The 17,626-nt window shown below is 44.9% G+C and carries 20 protein-coding genes; 7 read left to right on the forward strand and 13 right to left on the reverse strand.

Going from position 1 to position 17,626, the window contains the following annotated elements:
- Positions 1–372, forward strand: a complete 372-nt coding sequence (locus ACTSEZ_RS11575) for a VOC family protein (RefSeq protein ID WP_369734360.1) — start codon at positions 1–3, stop codon at positions 370–372.
- A 131-nt stretch (positions 373–503) separates the two neighbouring features.
- Here the strand turns inward: ACTSEZ_RS11575 and corA are convergent, their stop codons facing one another.
- From corA to ACTSEZ_RS11600, 5 genes are all read right to left on the reverse strand, one after another.
- Positions 504–1,460 (reverse strand): magnesium/cobalt transporter CorA, encoded by a 957-nt coding sequence (corA, locus tag ACTSEZ_RS11580; protein ID WP_369734361.1) that lies wholly within the window; start codon positions 1,458–1,460, stop codon positions 504–506.
- A gap of 15 nt (positions 1,461–1,475) precedes the next feature.
- The gene (locus ACTSEZ_RS11585) at positions 1,476–2,243 is read right to left on the reverse strand and encodes an ABC transporter permease (protein WP_369734362.1); all 768 of its coding nucleotides are present in this window, start codon (positions 2,241–2,243) and stop codon (positions 1,476–1,478) included.
- On the reverse strand, positions 2,236–3,141 hold the full coding sequence (locus tag ACTSEZ_RS11590) for an ABC transporter ATP-binding protein (RefSeq protein WP_369734363.1): 906 nt from the start codon (positions 3,139–3,141) through the stop codon (positions 2,236–2,238). The genes ACTSEZ_RS11585 and ACTSEZ_RS11590 overlap by 8 nt, the downstream gene beginning before the upstream one ends.
- Positions 3,142–3,249: 108 nt before the next feature.
- Positions 3,250–3,801 carry a DUF3231 family protein gene (locus ACTSEZ_RS11595; protein ID WP_369734364.1) on the reverse strand — a complete coding sequence of 184 codons (552 nt, stop codon included), beginning with the start codon at positions 3,799–3,801 and terminating at the stop codon, positions 3,250–3,252.
- A 289-nt stretch (positions 3,802–4,090) separates the two neighbouring features.
- Positions 4,091–4,717, reverse strand: a complete 627-nt coding sequence (locus tag ACTSEZ_RS11600; RefSeq protein WP_369734365.1) for a lysozyme family protein — start codon at positions 4,715–4,717, stop codon at positions 4,091–4,093.
- Between the two features lie 230 nt (positions 4,718–4,947).
- Between ACTSEZ_RS11600 and ACTSEZ_RS11605 the strand changes: the two genes are divergently transcribed.
- Positions 4,948–5,385 (forward strand): GNAT family N-acetyltransferase, encoded by a 438-nt coding sequence (locus ACTSEZ_RS11605; protein WP_369734366.1) that lies wholly within the window; start codon positions 4,948–4,950, stop codon positions 5,383–5,385.
- 249 nt (positions 5,386–5,634) lie between these two features.
- Here ACTSEZ_RS11605 and ACTSEZ_RS11610 read toward each other — a convergent pair whose 3' ends face one another.
- The 3 genes from ACTSEZ_RS11610 to gnd form a co-directional block, all read right to left on the reverse strand.
- Positions 5,635–6,435: a 6-phosphofructokinase gene (locus tag ACTSEZ_RS11610; RefSeq protein ID WP_369734367.1), complete on the reverse strand. Its 801-nt coding sequence runs from the start codon at positions 6,433–6,435 to the stop codon at positions 5,635–5,637.
- 24 nt (positions 6,436–6,459) lie between these two features.
- Positions 6,460–7,983, reverse strand: a complete 1,524-nt coding sequence (gene gntK / locus ACTSEZ_RS11615) for a gluconokinase (RefSeq protein WP_369734489.1) — start codon at positions 7,981–7,983, stop codon at positions 6,460–6,462.
- Positions 7,984–8,105: 122 nt separating this feature from the next.
- On the reverse strand, positions 8,106–9,005 hold the full coding sequence (gnd, locus tag ACTSEZ_RS11620; protein ID WP_282035255.1) for a phosphogluconate dehydrogenase (NAD(+)-dependent, decarboxylating): 900 nt from the start codon (positions 9,003–9,005) through the stop codon (positions 8,106–8,108).
- A 145-nt stretch (positions 9,006–9,150) separates the two neighbouring features.
- Between gnd and ACTSEZ_RS11625 the strand changes: the two genes are divergently transcribed.
- The gene (locus ACTSEZ_RS11625) at positions 9,151–9,996 is read left to right on the forward strand and encodes a MurR/RpiR family transcriptional regulator (RefSeq protein WP_369734368.1); all 846 of its coding nucleotides are present in this window, start codon (positions 9,151–9,153) and stop codon (positions 9,994–9,996) included.
- A 248-nt stretch (positions 9,997–10,244) separates the two neighbouring features.
- Positions 10,245–10,808: a hypothetical protein gene (locus ACTSEZ_RS11630; protein WP_369734369.1), complete on the forward strand. Its 564-nt coding sequence runs from the start codon at positions 10,245–10,247 to the stop codon at positions 10,806–10,808.
- Between the two features lie 28 nt (positions 10,809–10,836).
- Here ACTSEZ_RS11630 and ACTSEZ_RS11635 read toward each other — a convergent pair whose 3' ends face one another.
- Complete coding sequence (locus ACTSEZ_RS11635) at positions 10,837–11,154, reverse strand: hypothetical protein (RefSeq protein ID WP_369734370.1); 318 nt, start codon at positions 11,152–11,154, stop codon at positions 10,837–10,839.
- A gap of 246 nt (positions 11,155–11,400) precedes the next feature.
- Between ACTSEZ_RS11635 and ACTSEZ_RS11640 the strand changes: the two genes are divergently transcribed.
- Both ACTSEZ_RS11640 and ACTSEZ_RS11645 read left to right on the forward strand, forming a co-directional pair.
- Complete coding sequence (locus tag ACTSEZ_RS11640; protein ID WP_369734371.1) at positions 11,401–11,721, forward strand: MarR family winged helix-turn-helix transcriptional regulator; 321 nt, start codon at positions 11,401–11,403, stop codon at positions 11,719–11,721.
- A 13-nt stretch (positions 11,722–11,734) separates the two neighbouring features.
- Positions 11,735–12,952: an MFS transporter gene (locus ACTSEZ_RS11645; protein ID WP_369734491.1), complete on the forward strand. Its 1,218-nt coding sequence runs from the start codon at positions 11,735–11,737 to the stop codon at positions 12,950–12,952.
- Between the two features lie 55 nt (positions 12,953–13,007).
- On the opposite strand, the gene ACTSEZ_RS11650 is transcribed toward ACTSEZ_RS11645, so the two are convergent.
- Positions 13,008–13,496: a TlpA family protein disulfide reductase gene (locus ACTSEZ_RS11650; RefSeq protein WP_369734372.1), complete on the reverse strand. Its 489-nt coding sequence runs from the start codon at positions 13,494–13,496 to the stop codon at positions 13,008–13,010.
- Positions 13,497–13,606: 110 nt separating this feature from the next.
- Between ACTSEZ_RS11650 and ACTSEZ_RS11655 the strand changes: the two genes are divergently transcribed.
- Entirely contained in the window at positions 13,607–13,939 is a 333-nt protein-coding gene (locus tag ACTSEZ_RS11655) for a hypothetical protein (protein ID WP_369734373.1), read from the forward strand.
- Positions 13,940–14,492: 553 nt separating this feature from the next.
- Here the strand turns inward: ACTSEZ_RS11655 and ACTSEZ_RS11660 are convergent.
- The 3 genes from ACTSEZ_RS11660 to ACTSEZ_RS11670 all read right to left on the reverse strand — a co-directional run bounded on the left by ACTSEZ_RS11660 (position 14,493) and on the right by ACTSEZ_RS11670 (position 17,619).
- Positions 14,493–15,320: a carbohydrate ABC transporter permease gene (locus ACTSEZ_RS11660; RefSeq protein ID WP_029284490.1), complete on the reverse strand. Its 828-nt coding sequence runs from the start codon at positions 15,318–15,320 to the stop codon at positions 14,493–14,495.
- 12 nt (positions 15,321–15,332) lie between these two features.
- On the reverse strand, positions 15,333–16,229 hold the full coding sequence (locus ACTSEZ_RS11665; protein ID WP_369734374.1) for a carbohydrate ABC transporter permease: 897 nt from the start codon (positions 16,227–16,229) through the stop codon (positions 15,333–15,335).
- Positions 16,230–16,368: 139 nt separating this feature from the next.
- Positions 16,369–17,619 carry an ABC transporter substrate-binding protein gene (locus ACTSEZ_RS11670; RefSeq protein ID WP_369734375.1) on the reverse strand — a complete coding sequence of 417 codons (1,251 nt, stop codon included), beginning with the start codon at positions 17,617–17,619 and terminating at the stop codon, positions 16,369–16,371.
- Positions 17,620–17,626 lie beyond the last annotated feature (7 nt).

Here is a 17,626-nt window from a genome sequence, read left to right on the forward strand (position 1 = left end):
GTGAGTAAATCATTTATTGAACAAGTACATTATATTAGAATTCCCGTAAAAGATTTAGAACTGTCTGCACAATGGTACAGCGGTATATTAGGGCTTCAGTTGCTGAACAGTACTGAGGAACGTGCAATTTTAAAAATTAATGAAGGACCTTTCTTACTTATCTTAGTTCCTGCCGAAGATGAAACATTTGCACATTTTACAATTGATGATAAAGAAGAATTCAGCATCGGCTTTACAAGTCCGGAATTATCTGAATTTCACCAACACCTAATTGATAATCAAGTTAAGGTCGAGGATATAAAAGAAGATAATGGCCATGCTTTTTTTCACTTCTATGACCCAAATGGCAATAAACTTCAAGTACACTGGTAGGATAAACGGGTGCTTTAACGGAATGAGAACAGGAACCAAATCAGACGTTTCCATGCCTGAAAACAACAATATGATTTAACAAAGCCTTTTAAAAAGGGAAATACCGGACGTGACCTGTCCGGCATTTCCCTTTAAATTTGGTCTTTATCAAACCAGCCCTTGCGCTTAAACCAGATAAACATCATCAGACTCAGAAAGCCCATACCGCCTAACACATAAAAATAGCCAAATTCCCATTTCAGTTCAGGCATATTTTCAAAGTTCATGCCATATACTCCGGCAATAAATGTGAGAGGCATAAAAATCGTTGTAATAACAGTCAGTGTCATCATGACATTATTCGCACGGTAAGAATTGACAGAAAGATAGTTTTCCCTGATCTCGGCTGTAAAATCCATATTTGTGTTAATCAGCTCTGACAGTTTTAACAGATGATCGTACACATTCATAAAATACGTTTTTTCGCTCACGGGAATATTGAGCCGTTCTGAATTTAACAGGCGGTAAAGCAAATCCCGCATCGGGTATACGGTCCTTTTTATCTTCAGCAGACCCGAACGGGTTTCAAAAACCTGCTTCATGATTTGCTTCATCCTGTACTCTCCGCTCTCAAGAGCATTCAGTGTCTCTTCCATTTCAGTAATACAGGGAAAATAAAAATCAACCAGCTTATCCAGCATTTCATAAAACACGTAATTTGGTGTAAGTAACTGTGAGTTCTGAATCTGTTTTATTTTTTCATAAATAAGGTCTGCTTCTGCTGATTGGTGTAAATGGAACGTGACAATATAGTTATCTGACAGGAAGACATCCACTTCCTCCGGCTCCATTGTCGCTTTATTAATTGAGTGAAGAACAAAAAAATGATACCCATCGTAATAATCAAGTTTCGGTCTCTGCAAAAAATGAAAACAATCTTCAATAGCGAGAGGATGAAACTGAAAGATTTCCTTTAATATTTTACCCTCTTCATCCTTTTCTGGATAAATATCCACCCATATCATGCGATAAGAATCGGCCGTGTAATTTTTCAGGTCAACTGAATGGACAATTTCTCCGCTGTGATTGACTGCAACTGTTTTAATCAAATCATTTCAGCTCCTTTAAATAGACACGTCCCTCTTCGTAAATGCCGCCCATGACGCCAATAGGAAAATCAGCAAATAGACGAACAGAACGGACATTGAAAAACCAAGTGTCATTCCTTCAAACAGCGGCCTGTTTCCTTGCAGGTGCTGCTTAAGATTCGTGTTTGCAAAAAGAATATATTTTCCCCAGTTCATTCCGTAGTGAGCCATCAGCTGCACCATGATTTTGCCTGAAAACGTCAGGACGATGGAAAGCCCGATGGCAAGAGAGCTGTTTCTGAATACAGAGGAAATCATAAAGGCAAAACCCGAAATCAGAACAATTTCAATAAAAGTTGTCAAGTATTGCAGACCAATACTTTCCGCCATCAGTTTGTCATCAGGTGCAACGGATGTGCCAAAGAAAACAAACCCAAGAATGACAGAGAAAAGAAAGTAAGCAAGCAGGAAATAGACGCCGAAAAGAAGTGCCGTCAAAAATTTTGCCGCAAGGATCTTCGATCGGGATTTCGGACGGATTAAAAGAAACTTGATGGTGCCCCAATTAAATTCGTTTGCAACAATGGCACCTGCAATCACCAGTGAGAAAAACGGCAGGATAAATAGAGTGCCTGTTGAAAAGGAAAGATAGCCAATGACGTTTTCTCCCACTCCCGCTCCTGTGAACATCTGCTTTGACCCGGCAGCAAGCAGGAAACTAATAACAGCAAGCGTTATAAAAAGGGCAGCTGTGCTTTTCTGATAGAGCAGTTTTTGGTGTTCCATTTTCAGTAGATTAAACATCCGGCATGCCTCCAGTCAGTTCAATAAATGTTTCCTCCAGTGATTTGGACAGAGGCAGGATGGCAAACACATCAATTTGTTCATTTATAAGCATTTTATTTATGACCGGAATCTCTTCTCTTTTAGCAATAAGGACAATCTCGCTGTTTTCAGCTGCAGCCGAGTACTCCTTTAGAAGATCCGCAGCACGAATTGCATCGGACACTTCAAACTTCACCGTCAGAAGCCCCCCCTCACGGCTGCCGATTTCCTGAACAGCAAGAATTTCTCCATCCTGGATGATCGCGGCACGGGAGCACATGTCCTCTACCTCTTTCAGCAGATGAGAGGCGATCACGACGGCCGTTCCCTCTTTTGTGCAGAGCTCTTTCAAATACGTCCTTAGCTCTCTGATTCCGGCAGGGTCCAGCCCGTTTGTCGGCTCATCCAGAATCAGCAGTTTCGGTTTATGTAAAATAGCCTGTGCGACTCCTAAGCGCTGCCTCATGCCGAGGGAATAGGTCTCAACCTTGTCGTGGATGGCTTGACCCAGTTTTACGAGCGATACGGCTTCTTTTATTCTGCCTTCATCTATATTGTCGTGCATATATGCAAAGTGGCACAGGTTCTGATACCCTGTCATAAAAGGATAGAATTCGGGATTCTCAACGATTGCCCCCGTATGTTTCATCGCTTCTTCAAAATGCGTCTTAATGGAGTATCCGTTGACGGATATTTCACCTTCGTTCATTTTTACGAGACCGAGGACAGATCGGATCAGTGTTGTCTTTCCGGAGCCATTAGGGCCCAGCAGACCGAATAATTCTCCTTCGTATACAGTCAGGTTCACATTATAAAGCAGCTGTTTGTCCCCAATTTCCTTGTTCAGGCCATTTACGCTAAGTACGGCTTTTCTCACGGTGCATTCCTCCTCTACTCCCAAGTATATACTGGTTTTTCTGATTTCGATATGCAAAAAAGTCCATTGAAAAGAGCTGCCAATGAAGAAAAGCAGCCCGACTTGATTCTATGTATTTTTCGGCAGACCCGGCGGCTGGAAATAAGGCGGCACCTTCAGCCAGCTTCTTTGAATCATTAAGCTTTTCAGCCTTATACTGTACTCGATCACGGCTGTCATAAAAGTAAGGAAAAGGGTAGAAACATCATTTCTGACAGACTCTGATACAGAAGTTCCGCAAAACGTAATATAGGTAGCAGTTTTCACGCTCAGAAAATTTGCGATTTCATTGTCAGTAAATCTGACACCAAAAGGCACATCAAGCGGCTCTGACTTCGGTTTTTCTTCTGATGTCGGCGGAAGAGGCACTCCTTCCCCGGCTAAAAATTCTTTCAGCTTTAAAACCGTCTCTTCTGTCGCTGTCTTAGCTTCTTCAATCATTTTAATAAGCTCTTCGTCTGTTGTTGTATTCAGAAACACACCATAAAAAACGACGGCTTCCTCCATCAAGGTAAGGAGCGTCCAGAGCGCCATCACTTCTCCCACATGCAGAGGAGCTTTCGGCTCACCATCAGCAGACAGCTTGATCATACTTTTAATGGTTTCGATTACCTTTATCATAAAACACCTCCAAACTTATAATTGCCCTTTTTCATTTGAAATATAAGGGGCGCAGGGACTGGACAATGCGCAAAGAAAGATATATAAAAAGGACCGTGCCCCGTCAAAAAAATTGACAGCTGCACGGCCCTGCTCGGTCTCTGCTAAGCTCTTCTCTATTTCGCTTTTAAGCGTCTATGCTTTTAAGTGATAAAGTAACTGTTTCTATCATATCCTGCTTCTTGATCAACGTCAAGGGTTTATTTTACCAGCTGCTTTTTAATAGAAAAAAACTCCGCACTCGGCGAAGTCACATTTGATCATTTGTTTTTTCTGATACAGCCGTCAACGCATTCCTGTTTTCCTGAACCTTGGAGCTGTAAGTAAAGTCCCCGTAGCAGTATGGATACCTGAAGTTGGACTTGTCCCCTCCGCAATCGTATAGTTCCGGCTGTTTTTTCACCTGGATCATTGAAAATTCTTTCGCAAGCTCTTCCGTGTGCATTCCGCCATTTTCAACCACAAAGTCAATATAGCCGAGTCCCATGTTGTATGCCTGTACAATCGTCATTTCATCTACCTTGCGCTCCTGCCCGTACTTCAGGCTTCTTTGAAAATACTCCACACCCTGCCTGATGCTTTCTTCCGGATCGGTAATGGCATTTCGCGGCAGACCGGCTGACTCTGAAGCCTGCATGGGGTCTCCCCCTCTGCCTTTGCTTTCCTGCTGCATAAGTGCCAGAACGAGAGGCGTATACTCTTCAAGCTGATAAGTTGCAAGCTCCTGTTCAATAAGGGGCTCGTACTTTATAACTTCCTCAAACGCATTCTGCTGCATCACAGCCGGCTGTCTTTCTGCCGAATAAAACACGGTAAGCGCAAAAAAACCGGCAAATACAAGCAGCAGAAAGCCTATACTGGTTTTTATGAATTTCATCTCATCCTGCTCCGTTCTCTTATGCCCTTTGCCTACTATTATAATAAATCTGGCAATCTCTTCAACTTAGAACTAGCCCCAGCTTCTCATCTTTTTAAGAATAAGGTAGAATGTACGAAAGCGAAACAGGCTGCAGACTATCACCTTGTCAGGCCCTGGCCCTAGATGAAACTTTTGCCGGCCAGCTTTCGTCTATTCTATGAAACTTCTATTCCAAGTGAGGGATTACCATGTTTGAAATAAAACCAATACAAGCTGAACATACATATGCCTTGAGGCAAAAAGTACTGATGCCCGACTTTTCCATAGAAGAGTGCGGCTATCAAAAGGATTTTGATCAAGATACGCTTCACATCGGTGCATTTAAAGAGGAAGAACTGATCGGAACAGCATCCTTTTTTAAAGAAACACATGAAAAAATAAAAGGGAAACACGCATACAGACTGCGCGGCCTTGCCATTGATCCGGAGCACCGGAACCAGCTCCGGGGCCAGACGCTGCTCCTGCTGGCTGAAAACAAACTATCACAGCTCGAAGCAGAAACGCTGTGGTGCACAACACTTATCAACAACGTTGAATACTACCAGCACCTCGGCTTTAAAGAAACCGACTTCCGTTTCCATGTTCCTTCGAAGGGACTGAATGTGCTGATGGTGAAGGGGCTTTAAACGAATAAAAGGATTGACAATACACTGAACAGCAGGCCACTTTGGGCCTGTTGTTTTTTTATCATGCTTTCTGATCAGGACTTTGTTCTGTTAACTCCGCTTTAGTGCACTTTCCTTTGTTCTCGTGCTGCAGTTTGTGTTGTTAACTCCGTTTTAGCGCATTTTCATTTGTTCTCGTGCTGCACTTTCTGCTCCTAACTCCGTTTTAACACAAAAACACCCGCAGCTGCATGAGCCGCGGGTGTTCATTTACTTCACTTCTTTATTCATAAGAACAAGCTGCTTTGTTCCGGCCCCTGATTCAAGCCACTCCGCTGCAGCACGGGCAAGATTCTTTTCTATAATCCGGTCAGCAGCCGTTGGACGGGAGCTCATGCATTGGGATTCGTCGTAAATAAGCTCTTTAAAATCAAGCTCCATCTTTTCTCCCAAGTAAGCACCAAGCTTCTGCGGCGCAACCGACTCATTAATGATTAAAAAGGAATACGTAATGCCTTTTGCATCTTTCTGCTTTAAGTACTCAGCCGCTTGCTGCCAGGATGATCCATCAGAGGCAACCACAAATCCGTCAACAGCTGCGGCTGCCTCCTTCATCAGGTCAGATATCTCATGCCCGGGCAGCTGCACGCAGCAGACTCTCTGTTTCATGTACAGGAGCGAGCTGATCGTATCTTTTACTTTCAGTACATTCGTCACGACTTCATTCAGTGCCGTATCATAGCCCAGAGCCTGATTCTCAAGGTAAGAAACCGGCAAAAAGAGCACGTTTGTTTTTGCCTGTGAAAGCAGCTCTGCCGCTTTCTCTGATCCTCCAAGCACGAGGACGGCATCATAGGCTTCCATTACAGGCAAAAATTCGTTTTTCTTCTCGGCGATGGTTTTTTCCGGGATGGAACGGATCCACTCGCCAAGCGGCTCTGCCTGCAGCGTTCCAGTATGCCACTCAAGTGCGGAAGCTTCCGTGTTTTTTTTCGAAGCAAATGCTTTAATGGCAGCTAAAATCATTCGTGTTTCATTAATGGTATCAATTCCGAAAACAGCGATGCGCATGTGATCCCTCTTTCATCTTGGAAGTTAAATGTGCTTTTGCTGAAAGGCAGCGATGCTTGCATATTCTTCCTTCAGCAGTCTTGAAAGACGTATATAAATCGGTGCCAGTTCCTGATAAACGGCAGCGTTTTCGCGAATTGGCCTATGATGATGAGCAGCCCCCACCATGTCTGAGACAACATCCAGGGAAGCTACATGCCCGAGGCCGTACAAACCAAGAATTGCGGCTCCAAGGCATGAGCTTTCAAAGCTCTCCGGAACAGAAATCTCCTGGTTGAAAATATCGGCCATCATCTGGCGCCATAGTTCAGACCTGGCGAATCCGCCTGTCGCCTGAATGCTTGCCGGCTCTCCGATCAATTCTTCAAGCGCGAGAAGAACAGTATACAGGTTGAAAATAATTCCTTCAAGTACAGAGCGTATCATGTGTTCTTTTTTATGATGAAGCGAGAGGCCGAAGAATGATCCTCTGGCGTTTGCATCCCAAAGCGGCGCCCGCTCGCCTGCCAGATACGGATGAAAAAGAAGGCCGTCTGATCCCGGCTTTACGCGTGCCGCGATTTCTGTCAAAACTTCATACGGATCTTTGCCAAGCTTCTTTGCCAATTCTGTTTCTTCGTGCCCGAGCTGATCTCGAAGCCACCTGAAGATCATTCCTCCGTTATTGACCGGCCCCCCGATCACCCATTTGTCTTCGGTCAATGCGTAGCAGAATGTTCTTCCTTTAGGGTCTGTAACGGGCTTATCCGTCACGGTGCGGATAGCGCCGCTTGTTCCGATGGTCACAGCTGCAGCTCCCGGCTGAACGGCGTTTACGCCAAGGTTGGAAAGCACGCCGTCACTTGCTCCGACGACAAAAGGGGTGTCAGCATGAAGCCCCATAAGAGCCGCATACTGAGCATCGAGTCCAGTCAGGGAAACCGTTGTGCTGACCGGCTCAGACAGGTGCTCAGCAGTAATGCCGGCAACTTCGAGAGCCTCCCTGTCCCAATTAAGCTCATGAAGGTTGAAAAGCCCAGTAGCTGAAGCAATGGAATAGTCAACCACGTACCGCTTAAAGAGCTTGTAGAAAACATATTCTTTTATCGAGATAAACTTAAAGGTTTTCACAAACAGCTCAGGACGGTCATGTCTGATCCAGGTGATTTTGGATAGCGGAGACATTGGATGCAGAGGGGTTCCCGTTCGAAGATAAATCTCATGCCCGTTCATTTCATCTTTGATTTTCTCCGTCCATTTAGCACTTCTGTTATCTGCCCATGTGATGCAGTTTGTAAGAGGAGTTCCATCCCTGTCAACGGGAATGACGCTGTGCATGGCAGAACTGAATGAGACGAACAGAATATCGGATGGATGAACATTTCCGCCTGAAATCACTTCGCGGATAGTTGTCACCACAGCCTGAAAAATTTCTTCCGGATCCTGTTCTGCCGTCTCCGGGTCCGGGGAGTGCAGCGGATATTCAATTCCATGCTTAAAAACAATGGTTCCATCTGTTTTAAATAGAACAGACTTTGTACTTGTCGTGCCTATATCGGTGCCGATCATATATTTTTCTCTCAAGTTCATTCCTCCCCTGCATTTTCGTACAGCGTTTTCATTTTTATTAAATGAAAAAGAAGATGCTTCTAAATAAGCCTCTTCCCTTTCCGATTATGCACGTAAACGCATTAATCTTTATTTACAACAGCGTGTCCGCCAAATTCATTGCGCAAAGCTGCCACTACTTTTCCAGAGAACGTATCCTCATCAAGAGAACGGTATCTCATCATTAGAGAAAGTGCGATGATCGGCGTTGCCGTTTGAAGGTCAAGCGCTTCTTCAACTGTCCATTTCCCTTCGCCTGATGAGTGCATAACTCCTTTGATACCGTCAAGTTTTGAATCCTTGGAGAACGCATTCTGAGTAAGCTCCATCAGCCATGAGCGGATGACAGATCCGTTGTTCCAGACTCTTGCCACCTGTTCATAGTCAAAATCAAACGGGCTTTTCTCAAGCACTTCAAAGCCTTCTGCGATTGCCTGCATCATGCCGTATTCTACGCCGTTATGAACCATTTTCAAATAGTGGCCGCTTCCGGTTTCACCGGCATATAAGTAGCCATTTTCAACACAGATATCCTTAAACAGCTGCTCGATTGATGCGAAAACTTCTTTGTCTCCGCCAATCATCGTGCATGCGCCGCTGCGTGCGCCTTCCATGCCGCCGCTTGTGCCGACATCAAAGAAATGAACGCCCTGTTCTTTCATTTCTTTTCCGCGCTTAACGGATTCTTTATAGTTTGAATTTCCGCCGTCAATGACAAGATCGCCAGGCTCAAGCAAGCCTTTTAGTTCAGATAATACATTTTCTGTAATCACACCGGCGGGAACCATCATCCAGATCTTTCTTGGCGCCTCAAGCTTCGAAACCAGTTCCTCAATGGAAGAAGCACCTTCTGCACCCATATTTGAAAGTTTGGCTACTGCTTCTGAATCGATATCAAAAGCAACAACCTCATGTTTATGATCCATTAAATTAAGTGAAAGATTATAACCCATCTTTCCAAGGCCGATTAAACCTACCTGCATCTTTGAAAACTCCTTTTAATAACATGTTTTGTCCTATCCCTATTATACGAATTTTTTTTCGTTTAGCAATCGCTTCCAAGAAATTTTTTTTCATATTTACTTTGTGCTATACTTTCTCTAGTACATGTAAGCGAGGTCATTCTTTATGGGGCAAAATTGTTTAGGTAGCATCCGTTCTCATTATGCGAGGTTGAGTGAAAAAGAAAAAAAGATTGCTGATTTTATTTTGGAAAACCCCAAGGAAATTATTCATAGTACGATAAATGAAACAGCTGACCGGCTCGGTGTCGCAGAAGCGACCGTTTTCCGCTTTTGCAAGCGCATCGATTTTAAAGGCTACCAGGCGATGAAAATCGCTCTGGCTTCAGAGATTATGAGTCCGATCCAGCAGATACATGAGGAAATTACTGAAAACGATAATGAAAAGGCTGTCGCGGAAAAAGTGTTTCAATCCAACATCCGCACCCTGGAAAACACCCTGCAGATTTTAGATTTTTCTTCTATTGAGAAGGCAGCTCACATCCTTGCCGGCGCAAACCGAGTAGATTTTTACGGAACGGGAGGCTCTGCCATCATTGCGATGGATGCCTATCATAAATTTATCCGCACCGGCATTTCCGCCTATGCGTTTATTGATTCGCATTTTCAGCTGATGTCAGCCTCACAGCTGACGAATAATGATGCAGCAGTCATCATTTCTCATTCAGGGACCAATAAAGACACGATTAAAATCATGAATACGGCGAGAAAGAACGGGGCGAAAACCATCGGGATCACAAGCTTCCCGAAATCCCCTGTCGGCCAGAATTCAGATGTTGCGCTGTTTACAAGCTCTGAAGAAACGGAATACAGGTCTGAAGCTCTGGCATCGAGAATCGGCCAGCTCAGTCTGATTGATGCACTCTATGTCAATATGATGATTCAGAATAAAGAAAAGGCGAATCGGTCTCTTGAAAAAATCCGGAGTGCGATTTCTGAAACGAGAGTTTAGCTGAAGGCGGAATACTTTGCCTAGCGAAAATACACCTGGAACAGTACTAAATAAGCAAATTCAGCACCGTTTCTGCGGTGTTTTTTTGCATAGTAAAATCCCAATGAACTATACGTTGAAATCGAATGAGCCCTAGACGTATAGATTGATAGATTCACAGCACTTACTTAGTACAGGTTAAATTTGACAATACCAGCTTAGTATCCTACATTGTGAATAATTGGGAGAATGAAAGGGAGGCGAAAGAGATGGGATTTTTTCAGAGAATGTTCAAAAAAGTAGAGGAAGTTAATCGCGGAGAGGCAGCAGCCGCTGAACTGGAGTCGGAAATGGTGCTGATCTCCAAAGAGGATGCCTACGATTTTTGGATTCAAATGGCCCAAAATATTCTCGTAAATGCTGTCAACGCGACAGGTACGACAGTAGATCGCGCTTTTGTCATCCTGGATTTTCGCAATGAGCCTGCGTTTGAGCTGTTTTATCAGCAAAACGGTTCACTTTTAATGTGGGACAAGCTTGATGACAAGTCAATAACGGAAAAAATCCGTACGCAGCTTTTGCCGCAGGCGCCTGACGTTACGGATGCGATAAATGAAAATTTCCGCGCAGCCGGACACGTCCCGATAGCGCATGCAGAGCTCCAGTTTGAATGGGCTACGAAGGCATGGTTTTCCCATATCATATGGGCGGACGGAGAGCACGCCGATATTCAAAGGGATGAGCTTCTTCGCAACTGGTTTGCCCGCATGGAAATAGAAACCGCAAATGTGCCGCTCGACAGTGACCAAAAGCTTTCTTGGTACCCTGAATAAAAGTGAACTCCACCACAATCCAAACCCCTCAGGCGTCTGCCTGAGGGGTTTTCATTTTCAAAAAATCCATAACTGTCAGACTGACCGTTTCTTTGCCTCTGGCATAGCTCACAGCATAAAGGACGAATGCAAGAAAAATCGATGTCACTAAATAAATCATCCAGTAGATTGACGTGCCGGCATACGAGATGCCGAGCACAAACGCAGAGGCAAACCAGAGCATAAGATGAAGAAGATGCTGCAGCTTATACCTTTTTTTCTCTAAAACAGCCGAAAAAAAGGACGCGCAGTATAACGCAGCTATGGCGGCATAAACACCTGATACGATGATAACTGCAAACAGCATAACCGATCATTCCTTTCCTTACTGACTATTTTCGCACAGGCGGCAGGATCAATAAAGAAAGAACTTTCATTACCCGGGTAACTAAAAAAATGTGATATAATTACCCAGGTAACTATTTAAAAGGAGAACCAACAAATGATCGCCGAACAGAACCTTTTTCACGCCATTCAGCAGCTTTCAAGGAAGCTGACAAACCGTTTAAATGAAACGCTTCAGCCTTTTGGCCTTTAAAGCGCGCAATGGACCGTGCTATTTACCCTCAAAAAATCAGGAACTCTCACACAGACTGAGCTCTGTGACTACTTATCGATTGAAGCTCCTCCTATGACGCGCACTATCCAGCGCCTCGTGAAACAGGGCTACGTCCAGCAGGTTCAAGGTGCTGATAAACGGACGAAGCACATCAAACTCACTGACAAAGCGACCCAGGATTATGAAAAATGGGAATCAGCAGTAGCTGAAATGGAGAAGGACCTTCTTTCGGGCATGCCGGAAAGCACTCAGGAGCCTCTCAGGATGTATATTCAGCAGTGGCTTCTTCATATAAGAAATACAGAAAGGAAATGAACATATGAATAATATGAATGAACAAAAACTATGGACCAGAAACTTCCTGTCCATTTCTATAAGCAGCTTTTTTCTCTTTTTGACGTTTTACTATCTGCTCGTAACCCTGCCCATTTATGCCATTCACGATTTAAACGGAAAACCGGCACAAGCAGGCCTGATAGTGACCATTTTTCTAGTCGCAGCCATTGTCGTCCGGCCATTTGCCGGGAAATGGATTGAACGGAACGGAAAAAGGAAAGTGCTCCTTTCCTCCCTTTTGATCTTTTTAATAGGATCCTTGCTTTATTCTTCGATAAACTCAATGAACGGGCTATTTGCATTAAGGTTCCTGCACGGAATTGGCTTCGGAATGGCCACGACGGCTGCAGGAGCGATTGTGGCAGATATCATTCCTGAATCAAGGCGCGGCGAAGGGATGGGCTATTACGCCATGTCGATGAATCTTGCGATGGTCATTGGACCGTTCCTTGGCCTGACCGCTATGGACCAATGGGGCACGGGCATTATGTTCAGCATCTGCATCTTTACAGCTGTTTTCTCCCTAGTGTCAGGATTGCTTATGACTCTTCCAAAAGGTACTGCTGATGGTAGCAAAGTCGTTCCAGCTGCCGGCCGGACAGGAATAAAAGGACTGTTTGAGCCATCAGCCATCTCAATTGCGCTGGTTGCCGGGCTATTCGCTCTGGTGTATGCATCCATCCTTTCCTTTGTCTCTGTATACGCAAGGGAAATCGGCCTAATGCAGGCAGCAGTCTACTTCTTTGTTGTTTACGCAGTGGTCATGCTCCTTGCACGGCCTTTTACGGGAAAATGGTTTGACCGCTATGGGGCAAATATCATTATCTACCCTGCCATCCTGATTTTTGCGGCAGGAATGGTGCTTTTGAGCATCGCCGATACATCACTCGGCTTTCTCACCGCTGCAGGCTTAATCGGCCTCGGATGGGGCACTCTGTTTCCAAGCTTCCAGACGATCGCCGTCCAATCCGCCGAGCCGAAAAAAAGAGGCCTTGCCACAGCAACCTTCCTGTCCATTTTTGATATCGGGATTGGTGCAGGTTCATTTATCGTCGGCGTACTGACAGCGAAGATTTCGTTCAGCACCTTGTATTTTGCCAGTTCGTTTTTCATTTTGGGATGCCTGGCTGTTTATTACTTGCTGCATGGGAGAAAGGACGCTGCTATGCGTGCAGCAGTAATGGCGGAGACGGAAAAACAAAGTGCATGAGAAGTCATTTTGAATAAGAACATTAAGAAGAGCCTGCTCCCGTAGAGCCGGCTCTTCAGTGTTCCAGCAAGTAATTGATTCTCTTCTCCAAAAGCCCTTCTCCCCCATACCCCATCAGCACGTTAACGATTTCTCCTTCCCTGTTGATAAAATAGGTTGTCGGCACAGCCGCTACCCTGAATAGTGAGGCTGCTGCTCCCGTTTTATCCAGCAGGACAGGAAACGAAAAGCCATAATCTTTCGCAAACATATACGCCCCTTCTTCTGAATCCTGGGCTGTTAGATTCACGGCGTATATCTTCACTTTCCCTTCATATTTTTTAGAAAGCATGACTAGCTCGGGAGCTTCCTGTTTGCACGGACCGCACCAGGAAGCCCAGAAATTCAGGACAACAGGCTGATCATATGGAGGCTTTAAATAATGCTCCTGCCCCCTCATATCCATCAGTTTAATTTCAGGAGCGAGTGGATCTTTTGCCAGTGCAGGCTGGTGAAATGCTAAACAAAAACATAAAGACAGTACAAATCCGATTATTCTTTTCAACGTCTTTCCTCCCTTTTTAAAGCTAGCATTCTCCTTATCAAAAGTGCATATTCCTAAAAAGACAAGCGTACACATGAGATAGGATGGTTTTCTGAAAGGAGCGGCTCGTTTTGCTTTCTAAAACAAGTTCAGCAATTGTTACTTTTCTTTTTTTGGCTTTATTTATTGCGATGATGGCCTATTTGGATACACCCCAGGCAACAAGTGATGAAACCGTTACGTTTCCAATGGCTGCTGAAGATCAGGATCAGGAGACAGCCGCATTAGAGTCAGGGCTGGTCACTGTTTATGAGGACAAGAAAATCGGCACAAAATGGGAAGACGGCTACCGTGTAGAAACGTATCAGGAATTTGAGGTAGTGAAAGATGCAGACGGGAAAACGGTAGATGTCAGGCCAACGGGGAACTACAGTTATTTGAAGTATAAAGGTGATGAGGAATAAAAGAAGGGTGTCCCGGCAGCAGGCCGGAACACCCATTTTTGTTTTTGTTTAGGAAGGGAAGTGATGGAACAGCATGAACCATTCAGTGCCATCCATTCATGGTATTGATTTATTGATGGCACTTATCATGATGTTGAGAACCATCAAACTCCGTAATCCTTTTCTTGATGGCACTTATCATGATGTTGAGAACCACCTAAAACCGAAATCCTTTTCTTGAGGGCACTTATCATGATGTTGAGAACCACCAAACACCGCAATCCTTTTCTTGATGGCACTTATCATGATGTTGAGAACCACCAAACACCGCAATCCTTTTCTTGATGGCACTTATCATGATGTTGAGAACCACCAAACACCGCAATCCTTTTCTTGATGGCACTTATCATGATGTTGAGAACCACCAAACACCGCAATCCTTTTCTTGATGGCACTTATCATGATGTTGAGAACCATCAAACTCCGTAATCCTTTTCTTGAGGGCACTTATCATGCTTTTGAGAACCACCAAACACCGCATTCCTTTTCTTGATGGCACCAGTCAAACCGCAGATCATTTCCCTCCGGTAAACGATATCCCCTTAATAAAATACCGGTTAAAGAATGCATAAATCAGCAGCACCGGAAGCGTGAATACCATGGATGCCGCCATGATATAGTTCCAGTAGCTGACGTACTGCCCCTTAAAGGTATTAAGTCCGAGCGGCAGGGTGAACATTTCAATGTCGGTCATGACGATCAGCGGTCTCATGAAGTCATTCCATGAGCCCATGAATACGAAGATTGCCTGTGCTGCAAGGGCTGGTCTTGCGAGCGGAAGCACAATTTTAAAGAATGTGCCGAGTCTGCTGAGTCCGTCCATCTCTGCGGCTTCTTCAAGTTCTTTCGGGAAGTTGATGAAGAATTGTCTCATCATGAATATGAATGTGGCATTAATCATCGCAGGAACAATCATGCCCTGGTAGGAATTGAGCCAGCCGAGCTCTTTTAAAATCAGGTAGTTCGGGATCATTGTGACCTGCGCCGGTATCATCAGGACGGCAAGAATCATGATGAACAGAGCTTTTTTCCCGGGGAAACTGAGCCTTGCGAGCGCGTAGCCTGCCATGGAGTTGAACAGGAGGTTGAGTGCCGTTCCAACCACTGCAATCAGCACGCTGTTAAACATCCATCTCGGAAAGAGCTCCTGCTCGATGAAAATCTGTTTGTAGTTGTCGAGTGTAAAGTTTTTTGGAATAAAGCTCAATGTGCCGCTTACGATTTCCTGCAGTGTTTTAAAGGATGAAGACAGCGCCCACAGGAAAGGCACAAGTGTTGTGATAGCATAGAGAATCAAAATTGCATAGACAATGATCCGTCCGGCTCCAAGCTTTTTCTTCATGTTTCTCCCTCCTTAATATAGCGACTCTTCTTTTGAAAATTTTCTCTGTATCAGTGTGGCGACAAGGATGACGATGGCAAGCATGAGCACAAGCGCTGCTGCGTATCCCATCGTTCCAAGATTTTTGAACGCATATTGGTAGACTAATAGGACGACCGTCAGCGTGGAGTTGTCAGGTCCCCCTGATCCTCCTGAAAAAATATATGACTGGTCGAACAGCTGAAACGTTCCGATCAGTCCCATGATGGCGACAAATGATGTAACTGGACGCAGCTGCGGGACAGTGATCTTCATGAATTTCTGAATGGTATTTGCTCCGTCAAGTTCAGCCGCTTCGTATAAAGAGTCCGGAATATCCTGAAGGGCTGCCAGGTAAATAACCATGAAAAACGGTGCTGTGGACCAGATGTTCATGATCATAATCGCGTTCAGCGCAATATTCGGGTCCCCGAGGAAGTTATACGTCGGAAGTCCAATCGCATCAAGCACGTTATTGATCAGCCCGTTTTTATTGTACATCCACATGAAAATCAGCGTCAGTACGGCTGATGAAGTCAACGTAGGCAGGAAGTAAACAATCCTGAAAAAGGTCTGTCCTTTCATGCCGGCATTTAACGTTGCAGCCAGAATCAGAGCAAGAATGGTCTGGCACGGCACAACGATGACAACGTACTTGAACGTATTCCAAAGAGCAATTTGCGCCCTCGTATCATTGAGTATTCGCGCGAAGTTTTCAAAGGCCACAAAATCATAGCTTGTTGTTCCAAGCAGCTGAACTTTGTGGAATGACATAAAAATAACGTAAAAGATCGGTCCGATAATAAACAGCAGCAGGACAAATAGTGCAGGCGACATGAAGAAGTAGCCCTGTCCCGCTTCTCGTAATGTTCGTTTTGAAAGGTGTTTCATAAAATGGCCACGCTCCCTGTGCAACGGATTGCTGCACAGCCTCTTTCCATTGAAGCCGTAACTTCAGCAGAAAGAAGCCGTGCAGATTTTATAAAGGGAGAAAGGAAGTTGACGCTCCCTGTTCTCCCGCTTCACCGGTTTATTTTGAATCAATCTCGCTGTTTGCCTGTTTTTCCGCTTCTTTTAAAGCCTCTTCAAGCGGACGGTCTCCCAGAAATGCACTTAAAAACTGATTATTGAAGTTGTTCATAACAATCGGGAGCGACGTGCCTTCAGACCAGACAGTTGCATATTCTGCTCCTGCTACAAGCGGCCCGCGAAGTTCGTCCTTATCAAAACCCAGCTTTTCTGCAACTGATTTGCGTGTTGGAAGTGCGTAGCCTTTGCTCGTCCACGTCTCCATTCCTTCTTTGCCGGTCAAATAAGAAAGCAGTTCCCATGAAGCTTCTTTCTTTTCAGAAGCAGCGTTCATGACATAAGCAACACTGTATGCCATCGTTGATTTTTCACCATTTACAGAAGGCAGCTCGGCTGTTCCGTATTCTACATCCGGGAAGGTATCAGCAAGGAACGGAATTGCCCAGTTTCCTTCAATGACCATAGCAGCTTTCTGCTGGCCGAACACTTCCCCGCCCCATGTTGCGCCAACTTCTTTAGGTTCAACCGCTGACTTGTCGACATTGTGCATATCAATAATCGGCTTTAACGCTTCTGCCACTTCAGCTGATGCGAAGTTTGCCTTTCCGTCCTTTACGACGTCTCCCCCGAGGGATTCAGCAAGCCAGAACTGGCGCGCAAGCTCAGGTGCAACCCCAAAGCCGTATTTGCCGTCTTTTGTAAGCGTTTTGGCTGCTTCGCGGAATTCATCCCACGTCTGCGGTACTTCTACACCTGCATCCGCAAGCATTTTTTTGTTGTAAAATAAAGCTAATGTTGAGTAATCCTTAGGAAAACCGTATGTTTTGTCATCTGCAATAAACGCTTCGAGCAACGGCTTTTCAAAATCCGCTACATCAAAATCCTCTGTAACATACTCATCAAGGGGCTCAATCACGCCCGTTTCAATTAACGCAGGAGCTTCAAATGCATCCAGGTAGAACACGTCAGGACCTTCTCCCCCGATTAAACGGGTTTTAATAACGTCCATGTATTGCTCCGTGATGACCTCAAGTTTCACGTCAATGTTCGGATGCTTCTCTTCAAAATCTGCTATGGTCTGCTTTAAAAGCTTTTCTTCCGTCGGATTTCCTCCCCATCCGGCAAGTGTCACTTCTGTCTTTTCTCCGTCTGCCCCTTCTTTAGATGCGCCGTCTGAGCTACACCCTGAGAGAACACCTGCCATTAACATTGAAGCAATTCCAAGTCCCGCCATCCATTTTCTTGATTTCATGTACTTT

The organism is Metabacillus mesotrionivorans, from assembly GCF_052171315.1.
Classification (GTDB): domain Bacteria; phylum Bacillota; class Bacilli; order Bacillales; family Bacillaceae; genus Bacillus_P.

What these genes read in the sequence shown, in the direction of transcription:
- gntK (WP_369734489.1), bottom strand. Translation starts at nt 7,983, where the DNA reads ATGATCGGCACCGATATAGGCACGACAAGTACAAAGTCTGTTCTATTT.
- ACTSEZ_RS11585 (WP_369734362.1), bottom strand. Translation starts at nt 2,243, where the DNA reads ATGTTTAATCTACTGAAAATGGAACACCAAAAACTGCTCTATCAGAAA.
- ACTSEZ_RS11635 (WP_369734370.1), bottom strand. Translation starts at nt 11,154, where the DNA reads ATGCTGTTTGCAGTTATCATCGTATCAGGTGTTTATGCCGCCATAGCT.
- ACTSEZ_RS11645 (WP_369734491.1), top strand. Translation starts at nt 11,735, where the DNA reads ATGAATGAACAAAAACTATGGACCAGAAACTTCCTGTCCATTTCTATA.
- ACTSEZ_RS11660 (WP_029284490.1), bottom strand. Translation starts at nt 15,320, where the DNA reads ATGAAGAAAAAGCTTGGAGCCGGACGGATCATTGTCTATGCAATTTTG.
- ACTSEZ_RS11630 (WP_369734369.1), top strand. Translation starts at nt 10,245, where the DNA reads ATGGGATTTTTTCAGAGAATGTTCAAAAAAGTAGAGGAAGTTAATCGC.
- ACTSEZ_RS11670 (WP_369734375.1), bottom strand. Translation starts at nt 17,619, where the DNA reads ATGAAATCAAGAAAATGGATGGCGGGACTTGGAATTGCTTCAATGTTA.
- ACTSEZ_RS11610 (WP_369734367.1), bottom strand. Translation starts at nt 6,435, where the DNA reads ATGCGCATCGCTGTTTTCGGAATTGATACCATTAATGAAACACGAATG.
- ACTSEZ_RS11605 (WP_369734366.1), top strand. Translation starts at nt 4,948, where the DNA reads ATGTTTGAAATAAAACCAATACAAGCTGAACATACATATGCCTTGAGG.
- ACTSEZ_RS11595 (WP_369734364.1), bottom strand. Translation starts at nt 3,801, where the DNA reads ATGATAAAGGTAATCGAAACCATTAAAAGTATGATCAAGCTGTCTGCT.
- ACTSEZ_RS11665 (WP_369734374.1), bottom strand. Translation starts at nt 16,229, where the DNA reads ATGAAACACCTTTCAAAACGAACATTACGAGAAGCGGGACAGGGCTAC.
- gnd (WP_282035255.1), bottom strand. Translation starts at nt 9,005, where the DNA reads ATGCAGGTAGGTTTAATCGGCCTTGGAAAGATGGGTTATAATCTTTCA.
- ACTSEZ_RS11625 (WP_369734368.1), top strand. Translation starts at nt 9,151, where the DNA reads ATGGGGCAAAATTGTTTAGGTAGCATCCGTTCTCATTATGCGAGGTTG.
- ACTSEZ_RS11600 (WP_369734365.1), bottom strand. Translation starts at nt 4,717, where the DNA reads ATGAAATTCATAAAAACCAGTATAGGCTTTCTGCTGCTTGTATTTGCC.